General features: G+C 70.5%; 19 protein-coding genes. 14 read left to right on the forward strand and 5 right to left on the reverse strand.

Annotation, left to right across the window (positions count from 1 at the left end):
* Window positions 1-89 precede the first annotated feature (89 nt).
* The gene (locus tag OIE67_RS32830) at window positions 90-2,543 is read left to right on the forward strand and encodes a glycoside hydrolase family 95 protein (RefSeq protein WP_326627757.1); all 2,454 of its coding nucleotides are present in this window, start codon (window positions 90-92) and stop codon (window positions 2,541-2,543) included.
* Window positions 2,544-2,552: 9 nt separating this feature from the next.
* Here the strand turns inward: OIE67_RS32830 and OIE67_RS32835 are convergent, their stop codons facing one another.
* Window positions 2,553-3,617, reverse strand: a complete 1,065-nt coding sequence (locus OIE67_RS32835; RefSeq protein ID WP_326627759.1) for an FCD domain-containing protein — start codon at window positions 3,615-3,617, stop codon at window positions 2,553-2,555.
* Between the two features lie 161 nt (window positions 3,618-3,778).
* Here OIE67_RS32835 and OIE67_RS32840 point away from each other — a divergent pair, with 161 nt between their 5' ends.
* From OIE67_RS32840 to OIE67_RS32900, 13 genes are all read left to right on the forward strand, one after another.
* Window positions 3,779-5,050 (forward strand): ABC transporter substrate-binding protein, encoded by a 1,272-nt coding sequence (locus tag OIE67_RS32840; protein WP_326627761.1) that lies wholly within the window; start codon window positions 3,779-3,781, stop codon window positions 5,048-5,050.
* Between the two features lie 55 nt (window positions 5,051-5,105).
* Window positions 5,106-6,035 (forward strand): carbohydrate ABC transporter permease, encoded by a 930-nt coding sequence (locus OIE67_RS32845; RefSeq protein ID WP_326627764.1) that lies wholly within the window; start codon window positions 5,106-5,108, stop codon window positions 6,033-6,035.
* Window positions 6,032-6,838 carry a carbohydrate ABC transporter permease gene (locus OIE67_RS32850; RefSeq protein ID WP_326627766.1) on the forward strand — a complete coding sequence of 269 codons (807 nt, stop codon included), beginning with the start codon at window positions 6,032-6,034 and terminating at the stop codon, window positions 6,836-6,838. Before OIE67_RS32845 ends, OIE67_RS32850 begins: the two co-directional genes overlap by 4 nt.
* Before the next feature lie 2 nt (window positions 6,839-6,840).
* Window positions 6,841-8,745: a hypothetical protein gene (locus OIE67_RS32855; protein WP_326627769.1), complete on the forward strand. Its 1,905-nt coding sequence runs from the start codon at window positions 6,841-6,843 to the stop codon at window positions 8,743-8,745.
* A gap of 8 nt (window positions 8,746-8,753) precedes the next feature.
* Window positions 8,754-9,521 (forward strand): RraA family protein, encoded by a 768-nt coding sequence (locus tag OIE67_RS32860; RefSeq protein ID WP_326627770.1) that lies wholly within the window; start codon window positions 8,754-8,756, stop codon window positions 9,519-9,521.
* Entirely contained in the window at window positions 9,518-11,332 is a 1,815-nt protein-coding gene (locus OIE67_RS32865) for a right-handed parallel beta-helix repeat-containing protein (RefSeq protein ID WP_326627772.1), read from the forward strand. Before OIE67_RS32860 ends, OIE67_RS32865 begins: the two co-directional genes overlap by 4 nt.
* Before the next feature lie 82 nt (window positions 11,333-11,414).
* Window positions 11,415-14,543, forward strand: coding sequence for a glycosyl hydrolase (locus OIE67_RS32870; protein WP_407674767.1), 3,129 nt, complete (start codon window positions 11,415-11,417; stop codon window positions 14,541-14,543).
* Between the two features lie 601 nt (window positions 14,544-15,144).
* Complete coding sequence (locus tag OIE67_RS32875) at window positions 15,145-15,519, forward strand: group I truncated hemoglobin (protein WP_326627774.1); 375 nt, start codon at window positions 15,145-15,147, stop codon at window positions 15,517-15,519.
* Window positions 15,520-16,641 carry a globin domain-containing protein gene (locus OIE67_RS32880; RefSeq protein WP_326627777.1) on the forward strand — a complete coding sequence of 374 codons (1,122 nt, stop codon included), beginning with the start codon at window positions 15,520-15,522 and terminating at the stop codon, window positions 16,639-16,641.
* Window positions 16,638-17,279, forward strand: a complete 642-nt coding sequence (locus OIE67_RS32885; RefSeq protein ID WP_326627779.1) for a DivIVA domain-containing protein — start codon at window positions 16,638-16,640, stop codon at window positions 17,277-17,279. The genes OIE67_RS32880 and OIE67_RS32885 overlap by 4 nt, the downstream gene beginning before the upstream one ends.
* Before the next feature lie 101 nt (window positions 17,280-17,380).
* Window positions 17,381-18,460: a LacI family DNA-binding transcriptional regulator gene (locus tag OIE67_RS32890; RefSeq protein ID WP_326627781.1), complete on the forward strand. Its 1,080-nt coding sequence runs from the start codon at window positions 17,381-17,383 to the stop codon at window positions 18,458-18,460.
* A gap of 249 nt (window positions 18,461-18,709) precedes the next feature.
* Window positions 18,710-20,548: a DUF2075 domain-containing protein gene (locus tag OIE67_RS32895; protein WP_326627782.1), complete on the forward strand. Its 1,839-nt coding sequence runs from the start codon at window positions 18,710-18,712 to the stop codon at window positions 20,546-20,548.
* Window positions 20,549-20,683: 135 nt separating this feature from the next.
* The gene (locus OIE67_RS32900; RefSeq protein ID WP_326645531.1) at window positions 20,684-22,573 is read left to right on the forward strand and encodes a DUF2075 domain-containing protein; all 1,890 of its coding nucleotides are present in this window, start codon (window positions 20,684-20,686) and stop codon (window positions 22,571-22,573) included.
* 41 nt (window positions 22,574-22,614) lie between these two features.
* On the opposite strand, the gene OIE67_RS32905 is transcribed toward OIE67_RS32900, so the two are convergent.
* The 4 genes from OIE67_RS32905 to OIE67_RS32920 form a co-directional block, all read right to left on the reverse strand.
* Entirely contained in the window at window positions 22,615-23,496 is an 882-nt protein-coding gene (locus tag OIE67_RS32905; protein ID WP_326627785.1) for a nucleoside hydrolase, read from the reverse strand.
* Window positions 23,497-23,562: 66 nt separating this feature from the next.
* A complete protein-coding gene (locus tag OIE67_RS32910) occupies window positions 23,563-24,381 on the reverse strand; it encodes a carbohydrate ABC transporter permease (protein WP_326627787.1) in 819 nt (272 codons plus the stop codon).
* A 6-nt stretch (window positions 24,382-24,387) separates the two neighbouring features.
* Entirely contained in the window at window positions 24,388-25,320 is a 933-nt protein-coding gene (locus tag OIE67_RS32915; RefSeq protein WP_326627789.1) for a carbohydrate ABC transporter permease, read from the reverse strand.
* Complete coding sequence (locus OIE67_RS32920) at window positions 25,317-26,585, reverse strand: ABC transporter substrate-binding protein (RefSeq protein WP_326627791.1); 1,269 nt, start codon at window positions 26,583-26,585, stop codon at window positions 25,317-25,319. The genes OIE67_RS32915 and OIE67_RS32920 overlap by 4 nt, the downstream gene beginning before the upstream one ends.
* Between the last annotated feature and the right edge of the window lie 33 nt (window positions 26,586-26,618).

Raw genomic sequence — 26,618 nt, forward strand, 5'->3', positions numbered from 1 at the left:
ACCAGGACAAGCGTAGAGATACATCCCATGTATGGCGACCCCCGATCTCGGGCGAGTGCGCCGAACCCCCCAACCGAACAGGAGCGACCGTGACCGACCACGGGACCATCAGGACGAACAGGACCGGCGAGACCGACGACGGCTACACCAGAAGAGGCGTGCTCGCCACCGGATTGGGCGCCGCGGCCGGATCCCTGCTCGTGAACGGCGCCGCCGCCGGGCCCGCGCGGGCGGACGCGCGGGGCAACCCGCTCACCCTCTGGTACACCCGACCGGCCGCCCAGTGGCTGGAGGCGCTGCCGGTCGGCTGCGGCCGGCTCGGCGCCATGGTCTTCGGCGGCGTGGAGACCGAGCGGCTGCAGCTCAACGAGGACGGCATCTGGGCCGGGGGGCCGCACGACTACGACAACCCCGAGGCGCTGGCCGCCCTCCCGCAGATCAGGCAGTGGGTCTGGGAGGACAAGTGGCAGGCCGCGCAGAACCTGGCCGACCAGAAGTTCCTCGGCCGGCCCAGCGAGCAGGCGCCGTACCAGGTGCTGGGCGACCTCACGCTGACCTTCCCGGGACCGGCCGAGTTCACGGACTACCGGCGCGAGCTCGACCTCACCAGGGCCGTCACGACGGTCACGTACGTCCGTGACGGCGTGCGGCACACCCGCGAGGTCTTCGCCAGCAACCCCGACCAGGTCGTCGTGGTCCGGCACACGGCCGACAGGCCCGGCTCGGTGACGTTCACCGCCGCCTTCTCCAGCCCGCAGGCCACGACCACGGCCGCGGCCGGCCGGGCCACGATCGCGATCGACGGCGTCAGCGGCGACACCCAGGGCCTGAAGGGCGAGGTCCGCTTCCGCGCGCTGGCCGAGGCCAAGGCGAAGGGCGGCTCGGTCGGCACGGACGGGGGCACGCTGTCCGTCGAGGGCGCGGACGAGGTCACCCTGCTCATCTCCATGGGCTCCAGCTACCGCAGCTTCAAGGACGTGGGCGGCGATCCCGCCGAGGTCGCCGGGCGGCACCTGGAGCAGGCGAGCGGGCGGCCGTACGAGGTGCTGCGCCGCCGGCACCTGCGCGACTACCAGGAGCTGTTCGGGCGGGTCGAGATCGACCTCGGCACGTCGGAGGCCGTCGCACTGCCGACCGACGAGCGCATCGCCCGCCAGCGACTCGACACCGACCCGCAGCTGGCCGCCCTGTACTTCCAGTACGGCCGCTACCTGCTCATCTCCAGCTCCCGCGCCCCCGGCCACGCCGCCAACCTGCAGGGCGTCTGGAACGACTCGCTCGCGCCCGCCTGGGAGTCGAAGTACACGATCAACATCAACTGTGAGATGAACTACTGGCCGGCCGCGCCGGGCAACCTGATCGAGTGCATGGACCCGCTGTTCGACCTGATCAAGGACCTGGCGGAGACGGGCGCGAAGACCGCGAAGACGCACTACGGGGCGGCCGGCTGGGTGGCCCACCACAACACCGACGGCTGGCGCGGCACCGCGCCCGTGGACTTCGCCTTCTACGGCGTGTGGCCGACCGGCGGCGCGTGGCTGTGCCTGACGTTGTGGGAGCACTATCTCTACACCGGTGACGAGCGGCGGCTGCGCGAGCACTTCCCGCTGATCAAGGGCTCGGTGGAGTTCTTCCTGGACACGCTGCAGACCGACCCCAGGACCGGCTACCTGGTGACGAACCCGTCGCACTCGCCCGAGGTGGGCCACCACGAGGACGGCGGCGAGAACGTCAGCATCTGCGCGGGCCCGACCATGGACATGCAGATCCTGCGTGACCTGTTCGGGGCCTTCGAGCAGGCTTCCGAGGTCCTCGGCACGGAGGGCGGCCTGCGGGCGCGGGTGAAGGAGGCGCGGGCGCGGTTCGTGCCGAACCAGGTGGGCCACCTCGGGCAGATCCAGGAGTGGCAGGAGGACTACCGGGGCGACGCGGCGCTGTCGCGCAGCCGGCACATCTCGCACCTGTGGGGGCTGTTCCCCGGCCACCAGATCGATCCGCGCGTGTCGCCAGAGCTGGCCGCGGCCGCGCGGCGGACCCTGGAGCTGCGCGGCGAGGCGGGGGCCGGCTGGTCGCTGGCCTGGAAGATCAATTTCTGGGCGCGGCTGCTGGACGCGGCGGAGGCGTACAAGCGGCTGTCGAACCTGCTGATCCCGGCCCGTACCGCGCCGAACATGTTCGACCTGCATCCGCCGTTCCAGATCGACGGCAACTTCGGCGGCACCTCCGGGATCACGGAGATGCTGCTGCAGAGCCACGCCGACCAGGTGCACCTGCTGCCCGCGCTGCCGGCCGCCTGGCCCGCCGGGTCGCTGCGCGGACTGCGGGCGCGCGGCGGATTCGAGGTGGACCTGGAGTGGGCGGGCGGCGCGCTGCGCCGCGGCCGGCTCCGCTCCGGCCTGGGCCGCGAGCTGACGCTGCGCACCGCGGGAGCGGTGACGGTCATCGAACGCGGGCGGCCGGTCAAGGTCGAACGTCCCGAGGCGGGCGTCGTCGTCCTCGCCACGCGGCGCGGGGCCACGTACGAGGTGGTGCCGTCGGCCTGAGCCGGGCCCCTAGGGCCGGGTCCTGGGGCGGGTGCGAGAGGCCTCGCCGCGGGCGTGGGCGGCGAACAGGCGGGCGGCCTCCTCGGGGTCGCCCGCGGCCAGCGTGGCCACCAGGTCGTCGTGGTGGCCCGCCATCGCCGTCCAGTCGCCGTCGTAGAGAGGGTTGCCCACCACGTGCAGGCTCCACAGGTTGGACTCGATCGTCCGCCACAGCCGCAGCAGGAAGGAGTTGCCGCAGGCCGCGCAGACCCGGCGGTGGAAGGCGAGGTCCGCGTCGCGGAAGCCGCCGATGTCGCCGTCCTTCGCCGCCTTGCGCATGGCCATCACATCGGCCGCGAGTTGCCGCAACGTGTCGGGCTGGATGCGGGCGGCGGCGCCGCGTGCGGCATACTCCTCCAGCAACACCCTGATGTCGCGGACCTCCCTGGCCTGCTCGTCGGAGATCTCCGCGACGTAACTCCCCCGGTTGGGATAGGAGATGACCAGCCCCTCGTGCGCCAACCGCTTGATCGCCTCCCTGGCCGGGGCCTGGCTGGTGCCGACCCGCCGGGCGATCTCCGCCTCCACCAGCCGCTGCCCCGCCTGCAGCTCTCCGGAGACGATCCAGCCGCGCAGCAGCGCGTAGACGCGGTCGGACAGCAGCTCCCTGGGCAGCAGCCGGGCCGCGGGCGGGGCGATCTGCTGCTCCTGCCAGATGCGCGCCACCGTGGACTGCGACAGCCCGAGCTGGGCGGCCATGGTCCGGGTGGAGGGCACGGCGGCGCCCTCGGCCGCGGCGGCGATCACCCGCTCGGCCTCGGCCCGCTCCGCGCTGCGCGGGCGGCCGGGTCTGGGCGCGTCGGAGAGCCCGTCGAGGCCGCGCTCCACGAAGCGGGCCCGCCATTTCGCCACCGTCGCCGGGCTCACCGCCAGGCTCGCGGCGATCTCCTTGCGGGACAGGCCGTCGGCGCAGGCCAGCACGATGCGGCTGCGCAGCGCCAGCCCTCCCTCCGGGGTGCGCCCCGCCCACTCCCGCAACGTCGCCAGCTCCTCCGCGCCCAAGGTCAGCCGGTTGTCGGCTTCACGTCCTGCCACGGGGCGATCTTAACGTACTTATGACTCAACGAGTCACCGTACACATATTTGTAGCGTCACGTTTGCCCTTGACGGGCCCATGTGACCAACGTATTAAATAATCGCTAATCGAGTAACGACCCATTAAAAGGCGTCGCAGATCTCGCCCCCTTGGAGGTGCGATGCGTTCCCCCCGTCCATCCCTCGTCCTACCGGTTCTCGGCTGCGTGCTCCTGCTCACCGGCTGCGGCGGGGGCGGCTTCGCCGGCGACTCCCAGGCTCAGCGGAGCGAGGGCGGCCAGGTCACCGTCCGCATGCTGGTCAACATCAGCCCGAACCTCACCCAGGCGTACTGGGACGGGCTGGTCAAGCCGTTCGAGCAGGCCAATCCCGGCATCGACGTCAAGATCGAGGCGCCGACCGGCAAGGGCGTGGCCGACACGCTGCCGCAGCAGCTCGCCGCCGGCAACGCGCCCGACGTGGTGGAGACGCTGATGGCGGACGAGACGCTGGCCAAGCAGATGCTCGACCTGACCGACCAGCCGTGGGCGAAGGACACCCCGCTGGCCGAGCAGGCCAAACTGGGCGGCAGGATCTACTCGGTCGGCGTCGGCGTGCAGGCCCAGTCGCTGGTCTTCTACAACAAGGCCGCCTTCACCAAGGCCGGGATCGAGCGGCCGCCGACCACGTTCGACGAGTTCGACGCGGCCATGGGCAAGCTGAAGAAGGCCGGCTACCTGCCGCTGCAGACGGGCGGCGACTTCCTCACCGGGCTGCAGGTGCTGCAGCTGTCCAACCCCAGCCGGGCCCAGACCCATCCGGCCTGGCAGCAGGACGTCACGGCGGGCAAGATCAAGGCGGGCGAGTCGCTGCTGCCCTACCTGGAGCGCTACCGCACCTGGATCGAGAAGGGTTACGTCGACGAGAACGCGCTCGGCATGAAGTACGCCGACGCCGAGACCCAGTTCCTGTCCGGCAAATCCGGCATGTACGTCATGGGGAGCTGGTTCACCGCCACCGAGGCCAAGGCGAAGAAGGACTTCGAGGTCGGCGTCTTCCCCGCCCCCGTCGACAAGGGCCAGACCTACCCGGGCCCGCAGGGCGCGACGCCGGCGGCGCCGTACATGATCCTCAAGGCCACGCCGCGGAAGGACGCGGCGCTCAAGCTGGTCCAGTGGCTGGTCACCGACCCGGCGGCGGTCAAGAGCCAGCTCGCCCAGGACGGCAACTTCCGCACCGGCGTCGAGCGCGCGTTCACGCCGCTGGAGAAGCAGGTGCAGGAGATCCTCGACCAGGCCCCGCAGGGCGTCCCCCAGGGCGAGGGCTACGGCGACGCCACCCTGCCGAAGGGCTTCAACTCCGCCTGGAACACCGAGGTCCAGGGCCTGTACGTGGGCAAGTCGCCCAAGGACGTGGCCGAGGGCGTGGACCGCTGGCTGGCCGGACGCGCATGACCCGGCCCGCCGACGAACGTGACACCCCGGCCATGAGGCCGGCGGAGGAATCCCCATGACCCTCACCAAGCCGGCGCCCCCGGTCACCGGGGCCGCGGCCCCGGAGCGGCGCGGACGTCACGACGGCTGGGCCAACGCCCTCATGGTGGCGCCCGCCACCGTCCTCTACGTCGTGATGCTGATCATCCCGGTCGGCCTGGCCCTCTACCTGAGCCTGACCGACTGGGACGGCTTCAGCGCCGACCCCGCCTTCGTCGGGGCCGCGAACTACGTCAAGCTCCTGGACGACCCCGAACTCCAGCGCGCCGCCCTGGTGACGCTGCTGGTCGCGGCGGCCGGCACGGCCGGGCTCAACCTGCTCGGCCTCGGCTTCGCCCTCCTCGTCAACGGCGCCTCGAAGGCCAACACGTTCTTTCGGATCGTGCTGTTCTACCCGCACGTGCTCAGCGCCCTGGTGGTCGGCTTCCTCTGGTCGGCCATCCTGGGCACCACCGGCGCGGTCAACAACCTGGTGACGACCTGGGGCGGGCAGGTCATCCCGTTCCTGTCCGACCCGGTCTGGGCCACGGTCACCATGATCGCGGTGCTGGTCTGGGCCGGGTTCGGCGTCAACGTGGTGCTCTACCTGGCCGGGCTGCAGGCGGTGCCGCACTCGCTGATCGAGGCGGCCAGGATCGACGGCGCCACCCGCGCGCAGGTGTTCAGGAACGTGACGCTGCCCGCGCTGGGGCCGTCGGTGACGGTGAACATCGTGCTGTCGCTGGTGACGCTGCTGAAGACGTACGACCTGGTGGTCTCGCTCACGGCGGGCGGCCCGGCCGGTCAGACGCAGACCGTCGCCTACCTCATCCTCTGGAACTCCTTCCACGACGCCCGCCTCGGCTTCGGCTCGGCGCAGTCGGTGATCCTCATGCTGGTCACGGCGGCGCTGGCGTTCGTGGTGACGAAGCTGCGCAGGCGCGGCGAACTGGCGGTGCACCAGTGAGAAAGACCTTCCTGTGGGCGAGCGCCGCCTTCATGCTCATCCCCCTGTACGTGCTCACCGCCAACGCGTTCAAGGGCCAGCAGGACATCCTGGCCGACCCGTTCGGCCTCGGCGGCCTGACCCTCGAACCGCTCGGCAGGGCGCTGACCAACCCGCAGTTCAACGTGTTCAAGGGCTACGCGATCACGCTGCTGTTCGTGGTGGCGGTCAACGTGCTGTCGGTGGTGCTGGCCGCTCCGGCCGCCTACGTGATCGCGCGCAGCCCCAAGCGCCGCTTCCGCGTCCTCATGCTGTTCTTCCTGGCCGGCACGTTCATCCCGGGCCAGGTGCTGGTCATCCCCGTCGTGTACGTGCTCAAGACGCTCGGCCTGATGGGCACCATCCGCGGGTTCGTGCTGTTCGAGACCACGCTCACGATCCCGTTCTCGATCTTCCTGTACGCCGGCTACATCGCCACCATCCCCGCCGTGCTCGACCAGGCCGCGGCCGTGGACGGGGCGGGCAGGCTGCGCACGTTCTGGCAGATCGTCTTCCCTCTCATGCGGCCCGCCGTCGCCACGATGGTCATCCTCAACACGTTCTCGGTGTGGAACGACTTCGTGAACCCGCAGATCATCCTGGGTCCCGGCAGCGGCCTCTACACCGTCACCACCGGCGTCTACGCGGCGGTCAGCCAGTACTCCACCGACTACACGGTGGTCTTCCCGACGCTGCTGCTGGCCATCGCCCCGCTGCTGATCTTCTTCGTCTTCATGCAACGGCACATCATCAGCGGCCTCACGACAGGAGCTACGAAAGGGTGAACATGCGCGAGATCAAGGCGACCGTGCCCCTCGGCGTGCCGCCGGCCTGGGCGGTCCTGGAGCGACGGCTGTTCGACGCCCTCGACGAGGCGTGGCGGGCCTTCGCCGCCCGCTACTGCGGGCCGGACGGGCGGCTGATCTACCACGGCCCGGCCGCGGATCGCGACGGCGCCGACGACTTCTACGAGGCGTTCTTCAACTGGCCGACCCTCTACCAGCTCGGCGGCGCCGACGACCTGCTCGACGCGGCCAAGCACCACTGGGAGGGGGTCACCGCGCAGCTCACCGAGCTGGGCTACCTGGTGGAGGAGTACGAGCGCGGCTACGACTGGTTCCACCAGGGCGAGTCGATGCTGCTCTTCTACGGCATCTGCGCCGCCGACCCGCGCGACGCGCGCTTCCGCGAGCGGGCCCGCCGCTTCGCCGACCTGTACCTGCCCGGCTCGGCCAACTACGACGCCGAGCACGACATCATCCGTGCCCCGCACAACGGCGCCGGCGGCCCCCGTTACGGCCTGCAGTGGGAGTGGGCCTCCTACCACACCGACCTGACCAGCATGCGGCCGTTCGGGCTGCCGCTGCGCGACCTGCCGGGCATCTCCGCCTGGGAGGACCTGGGCGACCCGTGCAACGCCGCCCGCATGGGCGCGGCGATGAGCGAGCGCATCGGCCGCGGTGACGTGGCCGTCAACCTGGCCGCGACCAGCCTGGCCGTCAACGCCTGGCTGTACGACGGCGACGAGCGCTACCGCGACTGGGCGCTGCGCTACATCGGCGCCTGGCAGCGCAGGGCCGAGGCCAACGGCGGCGTCATCCCCGACAACGTGGGCCCGTCCGGCGTCGTCGGCGAGCTGCACGACGGCCGCTGGTACGGCGGCAACTACGGCTGGCAGTGGCCGCACGGCCTCTACAGCGTCGGCGCCGCCGCCGCCGTCGCCGCGGTCAACGCCCACCTGCTGACCGGCGACGACGCCGCCCTCGCCATCGGCCGCGACCCGCTGGAGGCCGTGTACGAGCGCGCCATCCAGGCGGGCGTCACCGAGACCGAGATGAGCATCAGCGACCGCTGGCTGGCGGAGCTGGGCGACGAGGCCGGCAAGCCGACCATGCTGGTGCCCAACCGGCACGACGACGACGGCTGGTTCGACTTCCAGCCGCCGCAGCTCGGCCTGCCCGTCTGGCTCTGGCACATGAGCCTGGCCGGGAGCGACGCCGACCGGCTCGACCGGGTGCGCAGGGGCTCCGGCTACGACTGGACGACCGTGCGGCCGTTCCGCAACAAGGAGGAGGCCGGGCACGAGGCCCCGTGGCTCGCGTACCTGCGCGGCGCCAACCCCGGCTTCCCCGAGCGGATGCTCACCACCGCGCTCGGCCAGGTGCAGCGCCGCATGGCGCTCATCGACGCCGACCAGGCCGACCTGGCCACCATCCACGTCCACCACTGGCAGCGCCTCAACCCGGTGGTCACCGAGGCGCTGCTGCAGCTCGTCACCGGCACCCCGCAGGTGCTCTACAACGGCGGCCTGCTGCCGGCCCGGCTGGCCTACTTCGACGCCGACCGGCACCGTCCCGGCCTGCCAGGGGACGTGGCCGCGCTGGTCGGCTCCGTACGCCCGGACGGCGTCGGCGTCGAGCTGGTCAACCTCGGCCTGACCCGCACCCGCAGGGTCGTGGTGCAGGCCGGCGCGTTCGGTGAGCACCGCATCGACCGCGCGACCGTGACCCGGGCCGGCGACGGCTATCCGGGCGACCCGCGCGGCTACACCCCGCCTCCGATCGCCGAGACCGAGTACGACGTGCCCGTGGACGGGCCCCGCCTGCTCGTGGAGCTGCCGCCCGGCCGCCGCATCCGGCTCGACCTGCACACGACCGCGCGCGTCCGCACGCCGTCCCACCAGCACTACTGAGGAGTTACATGGACGACGCCATCTGGGATCTCCCCGTTCGGGGGTCGCTGCCCGACGCACCCGATCCCGCACTCGTGGCGGGGCTGTCCCGGATCAGCTCGGCCACCGCCTGCGCCAAGCTGCACGCCCAGGGCATCCGGCGCACCTTCATCGAAGGGCCGCGCCCCATCGCGCCGGGCCAGAAGCTGGCCGGCCGGGTCCGCACACTGCAGTTCATGCCGCAGCGCGAGGACATCGCCTCAGGGCTCGGCCAGGAGTACGTCGAACGGCACACGGCCCTGTGGCACGTGCTGGAGGACATCCGGCCCGGCGACGTGCTCGTCGTGCAGGCGTACGGCAGCGCCTACACCGGCTGCTTCGGCGACATGCTGGTCCGCTACTTCAAGCGCAGGGGCGGCGCCGGCATCGTCGTGGACGGCCGGATCAGGGACCTGCCGCGCGTCAGCGGCCTCGGCGTGCCCATCTGGTGCACGGGCGCCACCCCGCACTACGCCTCGCAGGCGGAGCTGTTCCCGTGGGCGTACGACGTGCCGGTGGCCGTCGGCGGCTCGCTCGCGCTGCCCGGCGACCTGTGCGTGGCCGACGACGACGGCGCCGTGGTGGTGCCGCTGCGGCGGGCCGCGTCGGTGCTGGAGGCCGCGGCCGACCACGAGCAGTGGGAGCTCTTCAGCCGCGCCCGCATCGAGGAGGGCGCGACCCTTTCCGACTACTACCCCCTCACCCCCGAGACCCGCGCCGAGTTCGAACGGTGGCGGGACGTTAAGGAGAGCCAGTGATCCTTCGGTCCATAGGCGCGGTGGTCTTACTGCTGGGCGGCTTGACGGCGCAGGCGCCGGCCACGGCCGCCGCCAAGACCTGCGACTTCTACGTGTCCCCGTCCGGCGGCGAGCGCGGCGACGGCAGCGAGAAGAGGCCGTGGAAGTCCATCGAGCAGGCTCGTGACCAGCTGCGGACGAAGAAGAACCTGACGAACTGCGACGTCGTGGTCAACGTGAAGGCCGGTGACTACGTGGTCGACAAGACCATCGAGTTCACCGAGGCCGACTCGGGCCGCGACGGGCACAAGATCACCTACCGCAGCGCCGACGGCCCCGGCAAGGCCCGGCTGCTCGGGGCCAGGCCCCTGACGGGCTGGCAGAAGTACCAGGACAACATCTACAAGACCAAGGTCGACCGCACCTTCTACACCCTGTTCGAGGACGGCGCCCGCGCCACCACCGCCCGCCACCCCAACCGCACCGCCGACGACCTGTGGTCGCCCTACCTGTTCTCGGTGACGCCGGAGGCGGAGTACCAGGCCCAGCACACCTGGCTGTTCTTCGACCCCAAGGACATCCCGCAGGAGTGGGACCCCGACTTCGACAAGAACTCCCAGATCGTCGTCTGGTCGGGCGGCTCGTGGAGCTGGTTCAGCGACACCATCCCGCTGGGCGGCGCCGACTTCCGCAAGAACTTCTTCACCTTCAACCACTCCTCCCGGTTCGCGTTGGTCAACAGCCGCAGCGGCTCCCGCTACTTCCTGCAGAACACGCTGCGCTTCCTCGACCAGCCGGGTGAGTACTACTTCGACTTCGCCAACAGCGAGGTCTACTACTGGCCGAAGACCTCGATCGACAAGGTCATGGCGCCCACCGTCAAGACCCTCGTCTCGCTCAAGGGCTCCTCGCCCGACCGGCGGGTGGCGAACCTCGCCTTCGACGGGCTCGCCCTGCAGTACTCCGACTTCGTCGACTGGTACCGGTACGGGTGGAACGACGCCGGCGACTCCGGCGTGGTGCACAAGTACCCTGTCTACGACCGGCAGATCGAGCTGCCCCGCAACCGGTTCGGCATGATCACGCTGGAGAACACCCGCGACATCGACCTGAGCAGGCTGAGCATCTCCGACAGCGGCTACACGGGCGTCTTCATGCTCTTCGCCAACGAACGGGTCAAGGTGAGCGACAGCCTGCTGGCCAACCTCGGCGGCGACGGCATCAAGGTGGAGGGCGGCTATCCCGGCGAAGGGGACATCTCCGGCCACCACACGATCACGAACACCTACATCGACCACGTCGGCGAGCTGGTGCCCGGCGACGCGTCCGGCATCGAGCTGATGAGCACCGGCCACAACACGGTCAGCAACGTCGTGGTCAAGCACAGCGCCCGGTACGGCATCAGCCTGGAGGTCCGCCCCGAGATCGCGAACGCCGACAACTACGCCCGCGGCAACCGCTTCTCCTACATCCGCCTGGAGGAGACCGGGCTGGACAGCGGCGACATGGGGGCCTTCTACACCTACGGCGTGCACAACGTCGAGCCGCACCCGATCGACAACTACGTCGACCAGATGGTGATCGGGGACGTCGTCAACGACCCCGCCGGGCAGATGCCCGACTCGGGGACGCGCGGCGTGCACATGGACGCCGGCGGCTGCGGGTTCGCCATCAGCAACGTGCAGGTGGGCAAGGTCAGCGACCAGAAGTACCAGGCCTACCAGTGCAACGAGGTGAGCAACGCGGACTGGGAGGACGGGTTCGACAGCTCGAAGATGGAGTACGACAAGATCGGCGTGACGGGCGCCTTCCCGTACCCGATTCCGGCCTGACTCGTGCGGGGCGCCGGGCCGTCGGGCCCGGCGCCCCGCCCCACCGGCGACCCCCTGACAGGACCAGCCTCCTGGAGCGCCCGTGAACGACCCGACCCGGCACGACGCACCCTCGACGCACCTCTTCCCGGCACTCCCCTCTCCGGCACAGCTCCCTTCAGTACCGCACCACGACGCACTTCCGGTCGCGTCCGGCCGGCCTTCGGAGGCCGGCCCGTCTCCGCTGACGCGCCGTGGTTTCCTCTCGCTCGGCGTCCTCGCCCCCGCCGTCCTGGACGCTTTCCCGGGCCCGGTCTCTCCCGCCGTCTCGGCTCGCCGGTTCGCCCGGCCGCCGGCGGACGTGCGGCCGATGGTGCGGTGGTGGTGGCCGGACGCGCACGTCGATCCGGCCGAGATCCGGCGTGAGGTGGACCAGCTCGCCGACGCCGGCTTCGGCGGCGCGGAGATCGCGGCCGTGCACCACAGCATCCGCGACAAGTCCCTGCTCGACCCGGCCGGCCACGGCTGGGGCACGCCCGCGTGGAACGCCGCCGTCGAGGCCGCGCTGGATCAGGCGGCCAGGCGTGGACTGTCGATCGACCTGACCATCGGCCCGTCCTGGCCCGCGGCCGTTCCCACGATCACCCCCGGCCACCCGGCGGCGGCCAAGGAGCTGGCCCACGGGTCCGTCGCGGTGGCCGCCGGCGCCACGTACACGGGGCCGGTTCCGCCGCCCGCCGTCGACGGCGAGCCCGTACGGGAGCTGCTGCTCCTCCAGGCGGCCAGGATCGAACCGGCCCATTCCACCCGCGACGAGACCGGCCTCGACCCCGCCTCCGTCAGGACCGTCCCGGTGGACGGCGACAGCGTCACCTGGACCGCGCCCGCCGAGGGCGAGTGGCTGCTGATCTCCTCCTGGCAGCGCGGCACCGGCCAGCGCCCCGAGTCCGGCCCGCACACCGCGCCCGAGTCGTACGTCGTGGACCACTTCAGCCGGGCCGGCACCCAGGCGGTGATCGACCACTGGACGTCGGAGCTGCTCACCCCCGCCGTCCGCAGGCTGCTGCGGCGTTCGGGCGGTGCGTTGTTCGAGGACTCCATCGAGATCGAGAGCGACGCGCTGCCGTGGACGCCGGACCTGCCCGCCGAGTTCGAGCGGCGACGCGGGTACGCGCTGGCCCCCTACCTGCCGGTGGTCATGCTGGCGGACGAGGACCCGGTCTTCGCCTACGATCCCGTCCTGACCCGGCACGCCCGCAAGGACTTCTGGGACACGGTCTCCGAGCTGCTCAACGAGCACCATTTCACCCTGTTGCGCGACTGGGCGCACTCGCTGGGGCTGCGGCTGCGGGCGCAGCCGTACGGGCTGCGGACCGACGCGATCGAGGCGGCGGCCGTCCTCGACGTGCCGGAAGGCGAGTCGCTGGGCTTCAAGAACCTCGACGACTACCGCTGCCTGGCCGGGGGCCGGGATCTGGCGGGGGGCGAGGTGCTGTCCTGCGAGGCGGGGGCGTACCAGGGCGGGGCCTACACGACGACCTGGCGCAAGCTGCTGCTGACGATGGGCGGGGCGTACGCGGCCGGTCTCAACCAGACGGTGCTGCACGGCTTCTCGTACGCGAGCGCGCCGGGTGCGGCGTGGCCGGGGTTCGCGGCGTTCACACCCTATGACGGTAAGGCGGGATACGCGGAGTCGTGGGGGCCGCGCCAGCCGACGTGGGCCCACATCAGCGACATTGCCGATTATTTCGCGCGAATTCATTTGATCATGCGACAGGGTGTGCCGCGGGTGGACGTGGCCGTGCTGCGGCAGACCGGCTACACCAAGACCGGGATCGGCGCGTCCTGGTTCACCGCGAGCGGGGTGTCCACCGGATGGACCCACCAGTTCGTCAGCGGACCCCTGCTCGACCTGCCCACGGCCCGGGTCAGGGACGGGCGGCTGGCCGGGCCCGCGTACAAGGCGCTGTTCGTCGAGGGCGACCGCTTCTACGCCGGCGAGTGCACGATGACGCTCGCCGTCGCCCGGCGGCTGCTGGAGCTGGCCCGTGCGGGCCTGCCCGTCGTCCTGCTCGGCGACTGGTCGTCGGCGTCGGTGCCCGGCGTGCCGCGCGACGGCGACGACGAACGGCTGCGCGCCCTCGTCGCGTCGCTGACCGCCGAGCCTGCGGTGCGGACGGTCGCGGCCCAGACGGACGTGCCCGCCGCGCTCGACTCGCTCGGCGTGCGCCCCGACATCCGGTACGCGACGCCGTCCACCCTGCTCACCCTGCGCCGCGTGGACGGGGAGGTGGACTACTACTACCTGTGCAACGGCAGGCACCAGGAGAACGTCAAGCCTCCCGTCGCCGCGATCGACCACGAGGTCACGCTGGCCCGCACCGCGCGGGACGGGGTTCCGTACCTGCTGGATCCGTGGACGGGGCGGGTCACGCGGGTGGCGCTGTACACGGACGAGGGGGCCGCGGGGCTGCGCCTCCGGATCGCCCTGCGGCCCGGCCAGGCCCGGGTCGTCGCCATCGCCCGCCCCGGCCAGTTCGGCACATCCGGTTCGTCCGGCACGCCCGCCCTGTCCGGTGCACCCAGCTCCTCCGGCTCCTCCGGCTCCTCCGGCTCCTCGGGCGACAGGACGAGCGCCCACGCCACCGGCACCGACGCCGACCAGGTGACCTTCTCCCCCGCCGGGCGCCTGCTCGTCCGCGCCGCCCGCCCCGGCACGTACACCACCACCCTGTCCGACGGCCGCACCGCCACCACCGTCATCGGCCCCGTCCGCGCCCCCGTCGAGCTCACCTCGTGGCGGCTGCGGGTCGAGTCCTGGGGACCTGGAGCTTCGGGGACGGCGAAGACCGTGCACACGGTGCGCCTCGACCGCCTCGTCCCCTGGCCGGAGGTCCCGGAACTGGCCGACGCCTCGGGGGTGGGGACGTACACGGCGCGGCTGGAATGGGACGGCTCGCCGGCGTACCTGGAGCTGGGCGAGGTCACCGACACCTGCCGGGTCACCGTCAACGGCCGCCGGCTCGGCCCGGTGGACCTGATCCACCCGGTGGCCGATCTCGGCACGCGCCTGCGGCGCGGCTCCAACACCGTCGAGGTGGAGGTGGCGACCCCGCTCGGCAACCGGCTCAGGGTCGCGGACCCGGAGGTCTACGGCGGGCTGACGCGTCAGCCGTACGGTCTGCTCGGCCCGGTGCGGGTCGTGCCGTACGGAGAGGCCCCCGTCGGCTGAAATCGGCCTTTCGCCGTCCCGAGCGGCCGAACCGGTGGACGTTTCGTGACCGGATAAGCGGGCTGTGTGACGTTTCCCGATTCGGCCGGGCGGGCACGTTGACGTTTCGCGGCCGGACGCGCGCATTCGGTAACGCACGGAGCGTGCTTTCTTCCCTGAACAGGCGATATCGAGCCTTCCGCGTGGAATGACGCTGAAAGACGGAATAGCTGTCCGAAAAACCGGCCATTGTCGTCTCCATACGGGTTGCGGGCGGTCTGCTCACCCCCTAATGTTTCTGACACATCTTCACGTGCTCGGAAAATCCGGTGGTTAAGAGCCGGCATCGGTACAGGGCCCGGCGCAGAGTCCGCATCATGGGGGCATGAATGGCACTCGGACCAGACGCGGTCGCCACCGCGACGGCGAGGTCATGACCGTACGGGCCTGGCCCGGAACCCGCGTTCGCCTCAAGGGGGAGGCTTCCGCCGAGGAGGGTACCCAGGCACCCGACTGAGGAGAGTCCAGTCGGAAGGGATTCGGCGACGCCACTAAACCAGCACATTAACCGCGCGTTGATACGCAGGAAAATGTCGTTCCATTCAGGAGGTTTGCAGTTCCCATGGCTTCGTACTACGAGCAGGTCGGCGCTTCGACCATTCGCGACGTGGTCGACCGCTTCTATGTGGTCGTGCTGGATGACGCCGAGCTCAAGCCGTATTTCGACGGGGTCGACATGGTCCGGCTCAAGCGGCACATGGTCATGCTGCTCTGTTCCGTCCTCGGTGGCCCGGAGGTTTACGAAGGTCACGACCTGGGCGACGCCCACCGGGGCATGGGCGTCACCGGCGATCACTACGAGCGGGTCGGCCGGATCCTGGTCACCGTGCTGCGTGAGGACTTCGGCGCCGACGACGGCCTCGTCGAGCATGTCGCCACCGTGCTGGGCCAGGTGCGCGGCTCCATCGTGGAAAAGCCCGTAGGGGCAGCGGGATAAGTGGACACGCAAGCCCTGAAGGGCAGCTGGCAGCGGGTCGCCCAGTCGGGTGACCAGGTGCCGCTGTTCTTCTACTCCGCCTTATTCCTCATGTACCCGGAGACCCGCGCCCTGTTCCCGGTGTCCATGGCCACCCAGCGCGACCGGCTCGTCAACGCGCTGGGGCACGTCGTCAGCAACGTCGACCGGGTGAACGAGGTGGTGCCGTTCCTCCAGCAGCTCGGCCGCGACCATCGTAAGTTCGCCGTGCTCGCCCAGCACTACCCGGCCGTCGGGCAGGCGCTGCTCGCGACCCTGGAGCACTTCCTCGGCGACCGCTGGACGCCCGCCCTGGCGCGTGACTGGACGGCGGCGTACGGGCTGGTCGCGAAGGTGATGACCGAGGCGGCCGAGGAGTCCTCAGCCGTCACGCCTCCCTGGTGGGAGGGCGAGATCATCCTGCACGAGGTGCGCGCGCCGGGCATCGCGGTCATCAGGGCCCGCCTGAACTACCAGTACGCCTTCCGCGCCGGGCAGTCCGCCTCCGTCTCGGTCCCGCTGCGGCCGAAGCTGTGGCGCTTCTACTCCTTCGCCAACGCGCCGCGCCGCGACAACTCCATTGATCTGCACGTACGCGTGGTCGACGGCGGCACGGTCAGCACCGCCCTCGTGCACGGGGCGCAGCGCGGCGACATCCTCAAGGTCGGCGCCCCGGTGGGCGACCGGCTGACGCTCGGCCAGAACCAGTCCAAGGAGCTCCTCCTCATCGCGGGCGGCACCGGCCTGGCGCCGCTCAAGGCGCTCGTCGAGCAGGTGGCGTACGAGGGCCCGCCCCGGGGCGTCCGCCTCTTCGTCGGCGCCAGAACCTCCCGCGAGCTGTACGACCTCGAGGCCCTGTCCAAGATGGAGGCCGAGAACCCCTGGCTGAGCGTGGTCCCCGTCGTGTCCCGCGACGCCTTCTACAGCGGTGAGCACGGCCACGCCGTGGACGTCGCGCTGAAGGCCTGGCGCGGCCAGGACGTCTTCGTCTGCGGCTCCGAGGAGATGGTGCAGAACTCCGTCTCCCGGCTCCTCGACGCCGGCGTGCCGCCCGAGCTCATCCGCTTCGACGAGTTCACCACTGCTGGAGGTAGGGAGCCGTGACGGTAGAGACGCCGTGGGGAGAGCGCCCGTCGAACGACCATCGGCGCCTCACCCCTGATCGCGTGCGGAACAAGGACTTCTCCCGCACCAAGCTCGGGCACCGCGGATACAGCGAGGAGGAGGTACGGGCCTTCCTGTACCGCGTGGCCGACGACATCGCCACCGGCGACATGGAGAAGGCCGACCTGCGCGCCGAGGTCGAACGGCTGAAGAACTGGTACAAGGAGCGCGGCACCGACGTCGACAACTCCGGCGCCAAGAAGCTGAGCGTCGACGCGGTCAACCTGCTGTCCCGTGCCCAGCAGACGGCCGACGCCCAGATCGCCGAGGCCGAGGACTACGCCCGGCGGCTGGTGGGCCAGGCGCGCCAGCAGTACGAGCAGATGCTGAACGAGGCGCAGCAGCAGGCGGAGGAGGCCGGCAACCAGGCGGTCGACGTCTACCGGTCGAGCGGCGGGCAGCAGTCGGCCGACGCCGAGGAACTCGAACGGCGGATCGCCTACCTGCGCACCTTCGCCGAGGTCACGCAGGTCCAGTTGCGGGCGGTGCTGGAGGGGCTGACGAACGAGGTGAACAAACTCGGCAAACTGCCCGACATGGGCCGGCCCGCCGCGTACTCCTCCCTGGGCCACGACTGAGCCGGCACAGCCTCACGCGGCCGCGGCGGTGCTTGGAGGGGCCGCCCGCCTGCCGCGGCCGGACCGTAAGCTGTGCTCGTGAGAGCCGGGGTGGGACGAGCATGGTGACGCGCAACGACGTGGCGCGTCTGGCGGGCACCTCCCCCGCCGTGGTCAGCTACGTGATCAACAACGGGCCCAAGCCCGTCTCCGAGGCGGCCAGGCGGCGGGTGCTGGCGGCGGTGGCGGAGCTCGGCTACCGGCCGAACGCGGTGGCCAGGTCGCTGCGCGCCCGCCGTACGTGGACCATCGGCGTGATCGCCTCCGGCAACACCGGCGGCACCAGCCCGTTCTTCGGCCAGTTCACCCGGGCCTGCGAGGAGGTGGCCTGGCAGCGGGGCTACTCGGTGCTGCTGGGCAACTCCGCCGAGGACCCGATGCGGGCGGAGGGCTACGTCAGGCGCTTCATGGAGCACCAGGTGGACGGGCTGGTGCTGATGCGCGTGCCCATCGCGCCTGAGCGGGCCGAGGAGATGCGGGGCCGCGTCCCTGTCGTCACCATCGACCATACGGCGCCGCCCCACTTCTCCCGGCTGGCGGTGGACGACGAGGAGGGCGGCTACCAGGCCACCCGCCACCTCGTCCAGCACGGCCACCGGCGGATCGGCTACATCGGCGGCCCTCTCGACATCACCCCCGTCCGCCTCAGGGCCATCGGCTGGCGACGGGCCCTGCGCGAGTCCGCCCTCCTCCCGCCCGGACCGGCGACGAGCCCGCTCACCCCGGCCGAACCGACGGCGGCCGACCTGAGGGCGGACGACCTGATCGCGGAGGGCGAGTTCAGCCTGGAGGGCGGCTACACCGCGGCGCTGCGCCTGCTCTCCTCGGCCGAGCGCCCCACGGCGCTGTTCGCCTCCATAGACACCCAGGCCATCGGTGCCATGCGCGCCGCCGCCGACCTCGGCCTCCGGGTCCCGCAGGACGTGGCGGTGGTCGGCTTCGACGGGGCGAGGGAGGCGGCGTACACGGTGCCCGGCCTGACCACGATCAGCCAGCCCATAGACGAAATGGCCCGCCGCGCCACGGAAACCCTGGTGGCGGCGATCGAGAAGGAGAACGAGGAACCCCTGACGGAGATCTTCTCCGCCACCCTGATCACCCGCGGCTCCTGCGGCTGCCCAGAACCCCACCTCCGCCGCTGACCTCCACATCTATACCGCCACGGTCCCGGCTCGACGGCAGGCGATCCGGCCCCGTGAAGCGACGGGCCTCCTTCGCCGGAAAACGTCGGTTGATCGAGGTAATCTGCCTGTCGTAGTGATGCGGCCCGACGGGCTTCCGCAGATCGGCTGATCTCCGGACACGCCCCCATACCGCACGAGTCTCTCGTGCTGCCTGGGGGTAGGTCCGTGATGGCGTTTCGGCGCTCCGCCGAAAGCCTGGTCAAGCTTGTGACCAGTGCTTCGATCCCCGAGCGGCGGCTCAGCGAGGCCATCACGGAGCACCTCGGGAGGACCGCGCACATCAGTCCGTCCCCCGCGGAGTCGCGATCATGGGACCGCAGCCTTCCCGTGCTCGCGCGTGACCTGCTCGACGCCGGGCTGGGCGCGGTCGAGATGCTGATCGAATACCAGCTTCCGCTGACCAGCAAGCGCGCCGACGTCGTGCTCGCGGGTGTGAACCCGCGCACCGGGCGCGACGCCTACATGGTGGTGGAGCTCAAGCAGTGGAGCCAGGCCGAGCTGTACGAGGACGATCCCGAGCTCGTGCTGGTGGAGGGCTGGCCGGGCGCTCCCCGGCTGCATCCGGCACTGCAGGTGCAGGGCTACTGCGACTACCTCGCCGACTTCACCGAGGTGCTCGACGGGCGCGACGATGCCCTCATCGGTGTGGCGTACCTGCACAACGCGGCCGACCCCGACGTACGGGATCTGTACCCGGCGGCGGGTGATGGGCGGGCCCGAATGTTCTCCCGCAGCCGGCGCGCGGACTTTCTCCGATTCCTGCGTGACCAGTTCGCGCCCCGGCCCGGCGCCGACGCCGCCGACCGCTTACTCGAGAGCACGATCCGTCCGTCGAAGCGGTTGCTCGCGCTCGCGGCCCAGGAGATCAAGGAACGGGAGCAGTTCGTCCTCCTCGCCGAGCAGCGCCTGGCCTACGAACTCGTTATGCACGCCGTCGAGCGTGCGCGGCGGGCGGGTTCCAAAGAGGTCGTCATCGTCACCGGCGGGCCGGGCAGCGGCAAGAGCGTCATCGCCCTGTCTCTGCTGGGCGAGTTGTCGCGGCAGGAGCGAGCCGTCCTGCACGCCACCGGGTCCCGTTCGTTCACCGAGACACTGCGACGGGTGCCGGGCCGGGGATCGTCGAAGGTGAAGAGTCTGTTCAAATACTTCAACGGCTTCACGAAGGCCCGTCCTGACGACCTCGACGTGCTGATCTGCGATGAGGCCCATCGGATCCGGGAGACCTCGCAGACCCGCTACACCGCCGCCCACTTGCGCAGCGACCGCCGGCAGGTCGACGAACTCATCGACGCGGCGCGGGTGCCGGTCTTCCTTCTCGACGAGCATCAGGTCGTACGGCCTGGGGAGATGGGCACCGTCTCCGAGATCAGGGCGCACGCGCGGGCTCGTGGGGTGCGCGTGCAGGAGATCTCCCTCGACGAGCAGTTCCGCTGCGGAGGCAGTCGCGCCTACGAGAAATGGGTGCTGAGCCTGCTCGGGCTGAGACCCGGGCTCCCTGAAGCGTGGACGGGGGACGATCACTTCACGGTCGCCGCGACCGACTCTCCCCGGCGGCTCGAAGACCTGCTCCGCTCGAAGCTGGACGCGGGCTACTCCGCCCGGATGACGGCCGGTTTCTGCTGGCCGTGGAGTGAGCCGCGCAAGGACGACACGCTCGTCCACGACGTCAGGATCGGCGACTGGACCCGCCCCTGGAACGTCAAGGGCGACCGAGCCGTGGGCCAGGCGCCCGCGAGCGCGCTGTGGGCGACCATGGACGGCGGTTTCGAGCAGGTCGGCTGCGTCTACACGGCTCAGGGCTTCGAGTACGACTACAACGGCGTGATCATCGGGCCCGACCTGGTCGCCCGCAACGGGCGGCTGATCACGGTCAGAGCGGCGAGCAGGGACCCGGCTCTCACCCGCGGCACCGATGACGAGGAGGCCGACCGCTTGATCAGGAACACCTACAAGGTCCTGCTGACCCGCGGGATGCTCGGCACCCTCCTCTACTCGGCCGACGCCGAGACCCAGACGTTCCTGAGGCGGCTGCTGCCCGCCGCATAGTTCAGCACCACCGTCATACGCGGCCCGACGGGCTTCCGGTGATCCGGACACGCCCCCACACCGCACGAATCACTCGTGCCCTGGGGGTATCGCATGGCCAAGCCACCCGGACCTGCCTACCGAGGGTCCGTGGACATGCTCTTCGCATCGTTGTCCACGCCCACGTCGGAGATGGAGAAGGCGTTCACCGCCGCTCTTTCTGAGGCGACGAAGCTTCAGACGGGGCGACCGGCGACCAAGAGCCAGCTACGGGCGTGGACCAACAGCGTGTCCGCGCTTGTCCGGGATCTGCACGACGCCGGGCTCGGCCAGGTCGAGGTGATGCTCGAATACCCGATGCCCCACAACAGGCGCAGCTCGGCGGACGCCGTACTCGCCGGCACCGATCGGCACACCGGCAAGGATCTGTTCGTGGTCGTCGAGCTCAAGCAGTGGAGCGAGGCCGAACTGTACGAAGAGAACGAAAAGCTGGTGGTCGTGCCGGGAAGCCGGAACGAGTACGACACCCATCCGGTGATCCAGGTGTCCGGCTATCGCCGGCGGCTCGTGGAGAACTGCAGCGCGGTGGACGGAGATCCGCAAGCCGTGGAAGGCGTCGTCTATCTGCACAACGCGACCCGGCACAGCGTGCGCGACCTGTTCAAGCTGGCCCTGGACGAGAACGTGCGGCTGTACACGAAGACGGAGCGCAGCGCGTTCATCGACTACCTCAAAAGCCGCTTCGGCGAAGGCGAAGGACGGCAGGCGGCCGAGCGACTGCTCAACGGGCGGGTCCAGCCGAATCAGCCGCTGCTCAAGAAGGCCGCAGAGGTGCTCAAGGGCCGGGATACCTTCATCCTCCTCGACCAGCAGCAGACGGCGTTCGAGACCGTACGCCATGCGGTGGAAAGCGCCTTCGCCGCGAACACCAAACGCGTCGTGACCATCACCGGCGGTCCCGGCAGCGGCAAAACCGCGGTGGCCATGGAACTTCTGCGCTACATGACCCAGGACAAGCGCAAGACGTGGTATGCCACCGGGTCCAGGGCCTTCACCGAGACGATGCGCCGCTTCGTCACGGGCAGCGACAAAGAGCTGCGGAACCTTTTCAGGTACTTCAACGACTTCGCACAGGCGCGCCCCAACGAGGCCGAGATCCTGATCGCCGACGAAGCGCATCGCGCCCGGCTGAAGTCCTTCGACCGTTTCCGCAGAGAGAAGTGCAGTGACAACCCGCAGATCGAGGACCTGATCAACGCCGCCCGGGTGCCTGTCTTCTTCCTCGACGAACATCAGGTGGTCAAGCCCGGCGAGGTGGGCACCCTTGCCGCCATCAAGGCACACGCCCAGCGGCTGAACGTCCGTCACCACCACATCTCGCTCGAAGGTCAGTGGCGGTGCGGAGGCAGTGTCGCCTACGACCTCTGGGTCCGACGGCTGCTCGGTCTCGGCGGCGAGGACGCGGAGTGGGACGGCGATGCCCTGCCTGAGCCGTGGGAAGGGGATGAGAATTTCGAGGTGATCGTCGCCGAGTCGCCGGCCCACATGGAGGCCGTGCTCGGGGACAAGCTCGCCGACGGCTGGACCGCGCGGATGACCGCCGGCTACTGCTGGCCGTGGAGCAAGCCGAACGCGGACAAGACCCTGGTCCCCGACGTGAAGATCGATGGCTGGGAACGCCCCTGGAACGCCAACAGCACCTCCAAGGTCGGACAGGCCCCGCCGAGTCACATCTGGGCGACCTCCCCGGGGGGCTTCGGCCAGCTCGGCTGCGTCTACACCGCCCAAGGGCTGGAGTTCGACTGGGCCGGCGTGATCATCGGGCCTGATCTCCTCGCCCGCGGCGGGCGGATGGTCTCCGACCGCGCGGGCAGCCAGGACAGGGATCTGACGAAGTCGACCGTGACACACGAGCAGTTCGACCGGCTCGTCCGCAACACCTACAAGGTGCTTCTGACCCGAGGGCTCGCTGGAGTGGTGCTCTACGCGGTCGATTCCGAGACCCAGGATTTCCTGCGCAAGCTCGTGGACAGGCCAACGGTCTGACCGGCCGGCCCTGGAGGGCCGGAAAGGGTGGGCGGCGGCGGTCAGGTGGAGGAGGCCGCGGCGATGATGCGGTGGACGATTTGCTGGGCCACTCGTTTCGCCGGGGCGGCGGTGGTGATGCGGGTGCGGCCCTCTCCGGGCTCGAATCTGCTGGTCCCGTCGGGGTCCACTGTCACCCGGCCCTCCGGGCTGAACGTGAACAGGTCCGGTGCGAGCAGGGTCAGCACCGTGATCGGGTCGTGCGGGCAGTTCCACTCCTCGTTCCAGAAGCGCCACCACTGCTCGATCTCCGCCTTCAGCGCCTCTCCCAGCGGTCCGGCGGCGGCGATGGCGGCGACGTCGGTGGCATCCAGCCGCACGGTGGTGGTGATCTCCAGGCCGGTGACCGTGATCGGCGCGCCGGAGCCGAAGACGACGGCGGCCGCCTCCGGGTCGCACTTGAGGTTGTGCTCGGGTTCGGCGGTGTCGAAGCGGCCGCCCATGATCCACATGTGCCGTACGTCGCGGGCGAAGGCGGGTGACGAGGTGATCGCCGTGGCGATGTTGGTGAGGGGGCCGACGGCGACCACGTCCACCTCGCCGGGGGCGGCGGTGACCCGGTCGACGAGGTAGGCCACCGCGTCCCCTGGGTCGGCGCTCTCCGTGTCCAGGTCGGTGAACAGCCTGCCCTCGTGCCCCGCCCACCAGACGGGCCTGCCGGTCAGGGTCTCGGCGGCGCCGGGGACGACGGTCAGGGCGCGGCCGGCCAGGCGGGCCAGGCGCTTGGTCAGGCGGGCTCTGAGCTGGGTGTCCCCGTACACGGTGGTGGCGCCGAGCAGGTCCGCCTCCGGCGAGCCGAGCAGGACGGCGAGCGCCAGCGCGTCGTCCACGTCGGAGCCGATGTCGGTGTCGAAGACGAGGTGGATGGGGGCAGAGGAGGCCATGGAGGTTTCTCCGAGGGGTCGGTGATGGGTGACGAAAGGTGGCCGGTCGGTACGGAGGTGATGGGGCTACTTGAGGCCGGTGGTGGCGATGGACTGGGTGAAGTGCCGTTGGAAGCGCAGGATGATCAGCAGCGGGATCACCGTCAGCACGATCGAGCCGGCGAAGAGCTGACCGTAGTCGATGGTGAACTGGCCGCGCATGTTCGCCAGCGCGATCGGCCCGAGCTGGTGGTCGGTGCCGGTGCCGATGAGCAGCGGCCAGACGTACGACTGCCACTGGAAGATGAACAGCGTCAGGCCGGCGCTCACCAGGGCGGGCCGGGAGAGCGGCAGGTAGATCCGGGCGAACACCCCGAACCACCCTAGACCGTCGATGCGGGCGGCCTCCACCAGGTCGCCGGGGATGGCCAGGAAGAACTGGCGCAGCAGGAAGATGGCCAGGCCGTGGCCGAGGCCGGGCAGGATCAGGCCGGCGTAGGTGTTGGTGAGGTCCCAGTCGCGGAAGAGGGTGGCCAGCGGGATCGCGATGGCGTCGAACGGGATGAGGAAGCTGAGCACGACGATCGCGAACAGCGCCCCCTGTCCTCTGAAGCGCAGCGCCGACAGCCCGAACGCCGCCGCGGCGGAGATGAGCAGGCCCGCCACCACGGTGACCAGGGCCACGAGCAGGGAGTTGAGGATGGCGCGGCCGAAGGTGCCGGTGGCCAGGGCGCCGTAGTTGGCGAGCGTGGGCGAGGCCGGTACGAGCGTCTCCCACGACAGCCGCGAGATGTGCTGGAAGATCTCCGACCCGCCGCGCAGCGAGCTGGACAGCGCCCACAGCAGCGGCAGCGCGAAGGCGAGCCCGATGACCGTGGCGAGCAGAGTGTAGAGGCGTCTGGACACGGGCGCTCAGTCCTTCCCGCGCAGGAGCCGGAACTGGACGACGACCACGGCGAGGACGAGCAGCACCAGCAGCATCACCTCGGCCTGCGCCAGGCTCAGGTCTCCCACGGTGTAGGCGCGGGTGAAGATGTCGTACATGGTCACGTTCGTGGAGCCCTCCGGGCCGCCGTTGGTCAGCATCTGGACGGGGGCGAAGACGAGGAAGTTCGCGACCGTGTCGGCCACCAGCACGAACGCCAGCGTCCGGCGCAGCAGGGGCAGCGTGACGTGCCAGAAGCGGCGCCAGGCGGAGGCGCCGTCGATGGCGGCGGCCTCGTACAGGGAGAGCGGGATGTCCTGGAGGCCGGCGATCAGGAACATCATCCAGTAGCCGACGCCGATCCACGACAGCAGCACGATCAGCGACCACAGGGCCTGGCCGGGCGAGGTGAGGAAGGGCTGCGGCGGGAGGCCGAGCACGGTGAGCAGGGAGTTGAGCAGGCCGTCGGGGCGGTAGGCGACGCTCCAGACGGCCGCGGAGACGGCGGGCGGGACGGCGATCGGCAGGATGACGAGCACGCGCAGGAATCGCACGCCCGCGAAGCGCCTGGTGAACAGCACGGCGAGGGCGAGGGCGGCGGCGATCTGCAAGGGGTTGACGATCACGCTGAACAGCAGGGTGACGCGGACGCTCTGCAGGAACGTGGGGTCGGCGAAGAGCGTGGCGTAGTTGCGCAGGCCGACGAAGTAGGTCTCGCCGGTGAGCAGGCTGGTGTGGTTGAGGCTGCTGACGAACGCGATCCCGGCCGGGAGCAGGCGCAGGACGAGCAGGGCGACGAGGGCGGGGGCGAGGAAGGCCAGCGCGATCGCCGCCGGGCGGTCGGCGAGCCGGACCCGCCTCGGGGTGGTGGGTCGCGTCGGCGTGGGGAGCCGCGTCGAGGTGGGTGGCGGGGTGGTCATCGGAGCTGGGCCCAGGCGGTGGTGACCTCCCGCGCGGCCTGCTCCAGCCGTGTCCTGGGGTCGGCGCCGTTGCGGATGTCGGCGAACGTCTTGGTCATGATGTCCTCGAACTGGATGTAGCCGACCGAACGGGGCCGCGCCACGGCCGTGTGATCGGCGTCGTAGGTCAGGATCTCGCCCGCGCCCCTGCTCTTCTCGCCGGCGAGTGCGTCGAGGGTGGGGACGTACTTCTCGAAGGCGGCCCGGTTCGCCGGGATGATGGGGCTGGCCTTGGTGGTCAGCAGGTTACCCTCGGGGTCGAGGGCGGCGTACTCCAGGAACTCGCGGGCCAGCCGCTGCTTCCTGGACGCCGGGTTGATGCCCCAGGACCACGAGCCGGTCGGCGTGACCTGCTTGCCGCCCTCGAAGTACGGGTACGGCGCCACGCCCCAGTCCAGGTCCTTGGCCGCCCCGAACGTGCCCACGTCCCACGGCCCGCCGGCGAAGAAGGCGACCTTGCCCTCGGTGAACAGCGGCGAGGTCTGGAACGAGCCGACCCCGCGCGGGGCGAGCCCGCCGGCGAACAGGTCCCGGTACCAGGTCATCGCCTTGATCCAGCCGTCGGTGGTCAGGGCGGGGGTGAGCATGTCGGCGCCGGTGATGCCGGATCCGCCGCCGAGCGACTCGGGCAGGCTCTGCAGCTGGTAGTACTGCTCGATCTGCTCGGGGATGAGCGCCCACTGGGCTCCGCCCCTGGCCTGCGCCTGCCTGCCCGCCTCGACGGTCCGCTCCCACGTCCAGCGCTCGGCGGGGTCGCTGGACGGCGGGGTGACGCCGGCCTGCTTCAGCAGGGTCTTGTTGTAGAAGAGGAACTGGTCGGAGGTCCAGATGGGGACGGACCAGAGCTTGCCCCTGAACTCGTTGACGTCGTACTGGGCGGGCAGCGCCGCCTGCTTGACGCGGTCCTTCCAGTCGCTGAGGTCCGCCAGGAAGCCGCGGGCGGCGAGGGCGGAGACGCGCGGCTGGTCGACGGTGTAGACGTCGATGGTCTCGTCCTCGGCGGCCAGCCGCTGCTGGAGCGTGCTGTTGAGCTGGTCGAACGGGATCTGCGTGTACGCGATCCGGACCCCGGGGTGCTTGGCCTCGAAGCCGTCGATGACCGGCTGGAAGGTCTTGGGGTCTTCCGGGCCGAGGAAGCTGAGCGTGTTCGCACCGGCGTCCCCTGATCCGCATCCGGCCGCCGCGAGCACGGCCAGGAGGCTCATGAGGGCCAGGCTCTTCTTCATGGCTGCTCCTTCTGGCCGGTTGACCAGGTCGTT

It is taken from the genome of Nonomuraea fuscirosea (genome assembly GCF_035917475.1).
GTDB classification, from domain to species: domain Bacteria; phylum Actinomycetota; class Actinomycetes; order Streptosporangiales; family Streptosporangiaceae; genus Nonomuraea; species Nonomuraea fuscirosea.

Excerpts from the sequence above, each read along its gene's own strand:
- OIE67_RS32840 (WP_326627761.1), top strand. The coding sequence starts at position 3,779 with ATGCGTTCCCCCCGTCCATCCCTCGTCCTACCGGTTCTCGGCTGCGTG.
- OIE67_RS32845 (WP_326627764.1), top strand. The coding sequence starts at position 5,106 with ATGACCCTCACCAAGCCGGCGCCCCCGGTCACCGGGGCCGCGGCCCCG.
- OIE67_RS32855 (WP_326627769.1), top strand. The coding sequence starts at position 6,841 with ATGCGCGAGATCAAGGCGACCGTGCCCCTCGGCGTGCCGCCGGCCTGG.
- OIE67_RS32860 (WP_326627770.1), top strand. The coding sequence starts at position 8,754 with ATGGACGACGCCATCTGGGATCTCCCCGTTCGGGGGTCGCTGCCCGAC.
- OIE67_RS32875 (WP_326627774.1), top strand. The coding sequence starts at position 15,145 with ATGGCTTCGTACTACGAGCAGGTCGGCGCTTCGACCATTCGCGACGTG.
- OIE67_RS32890 (WP_326627781.1), top strand. The coding sequence starts at position 17,381 with ATGGTGACGCGCAACGACGTGGCGCGTCTGGCGGGCACCTCCCCCGCC.
- OIE67_RS32900 (WP_326645531.1), top strand. The coding sequence starts at position 20,684 with ATGCTCTTCGCATCGTTGTCCACGCCCACGTCGGAGATGGAGAAGGCG.
- OIE67_RS32905 (WP_326627785.1), bottom strand. The coding sequence starts at position 23,496 with ATGGCCTCCTCTGCCCCCATCCACCTCGTCTTCGACACCGACATCGGC.
- OIE67_RS32915 (WP_326627789.1), bottom strand. The coding sequence starts at position 25,320 with ATGACCACCCCGCCACCCACCTCGACGCGGCTCCCCACGCCGACGCGA.
- OIE67_RS32920 (WP_326627791.1), bottom strand. The coding sequence starts at position 26,585 with ATGAAGAAGAGCCTGGCCCTCATGAGCCTCCTGGCCGTGCTCGCGGCG.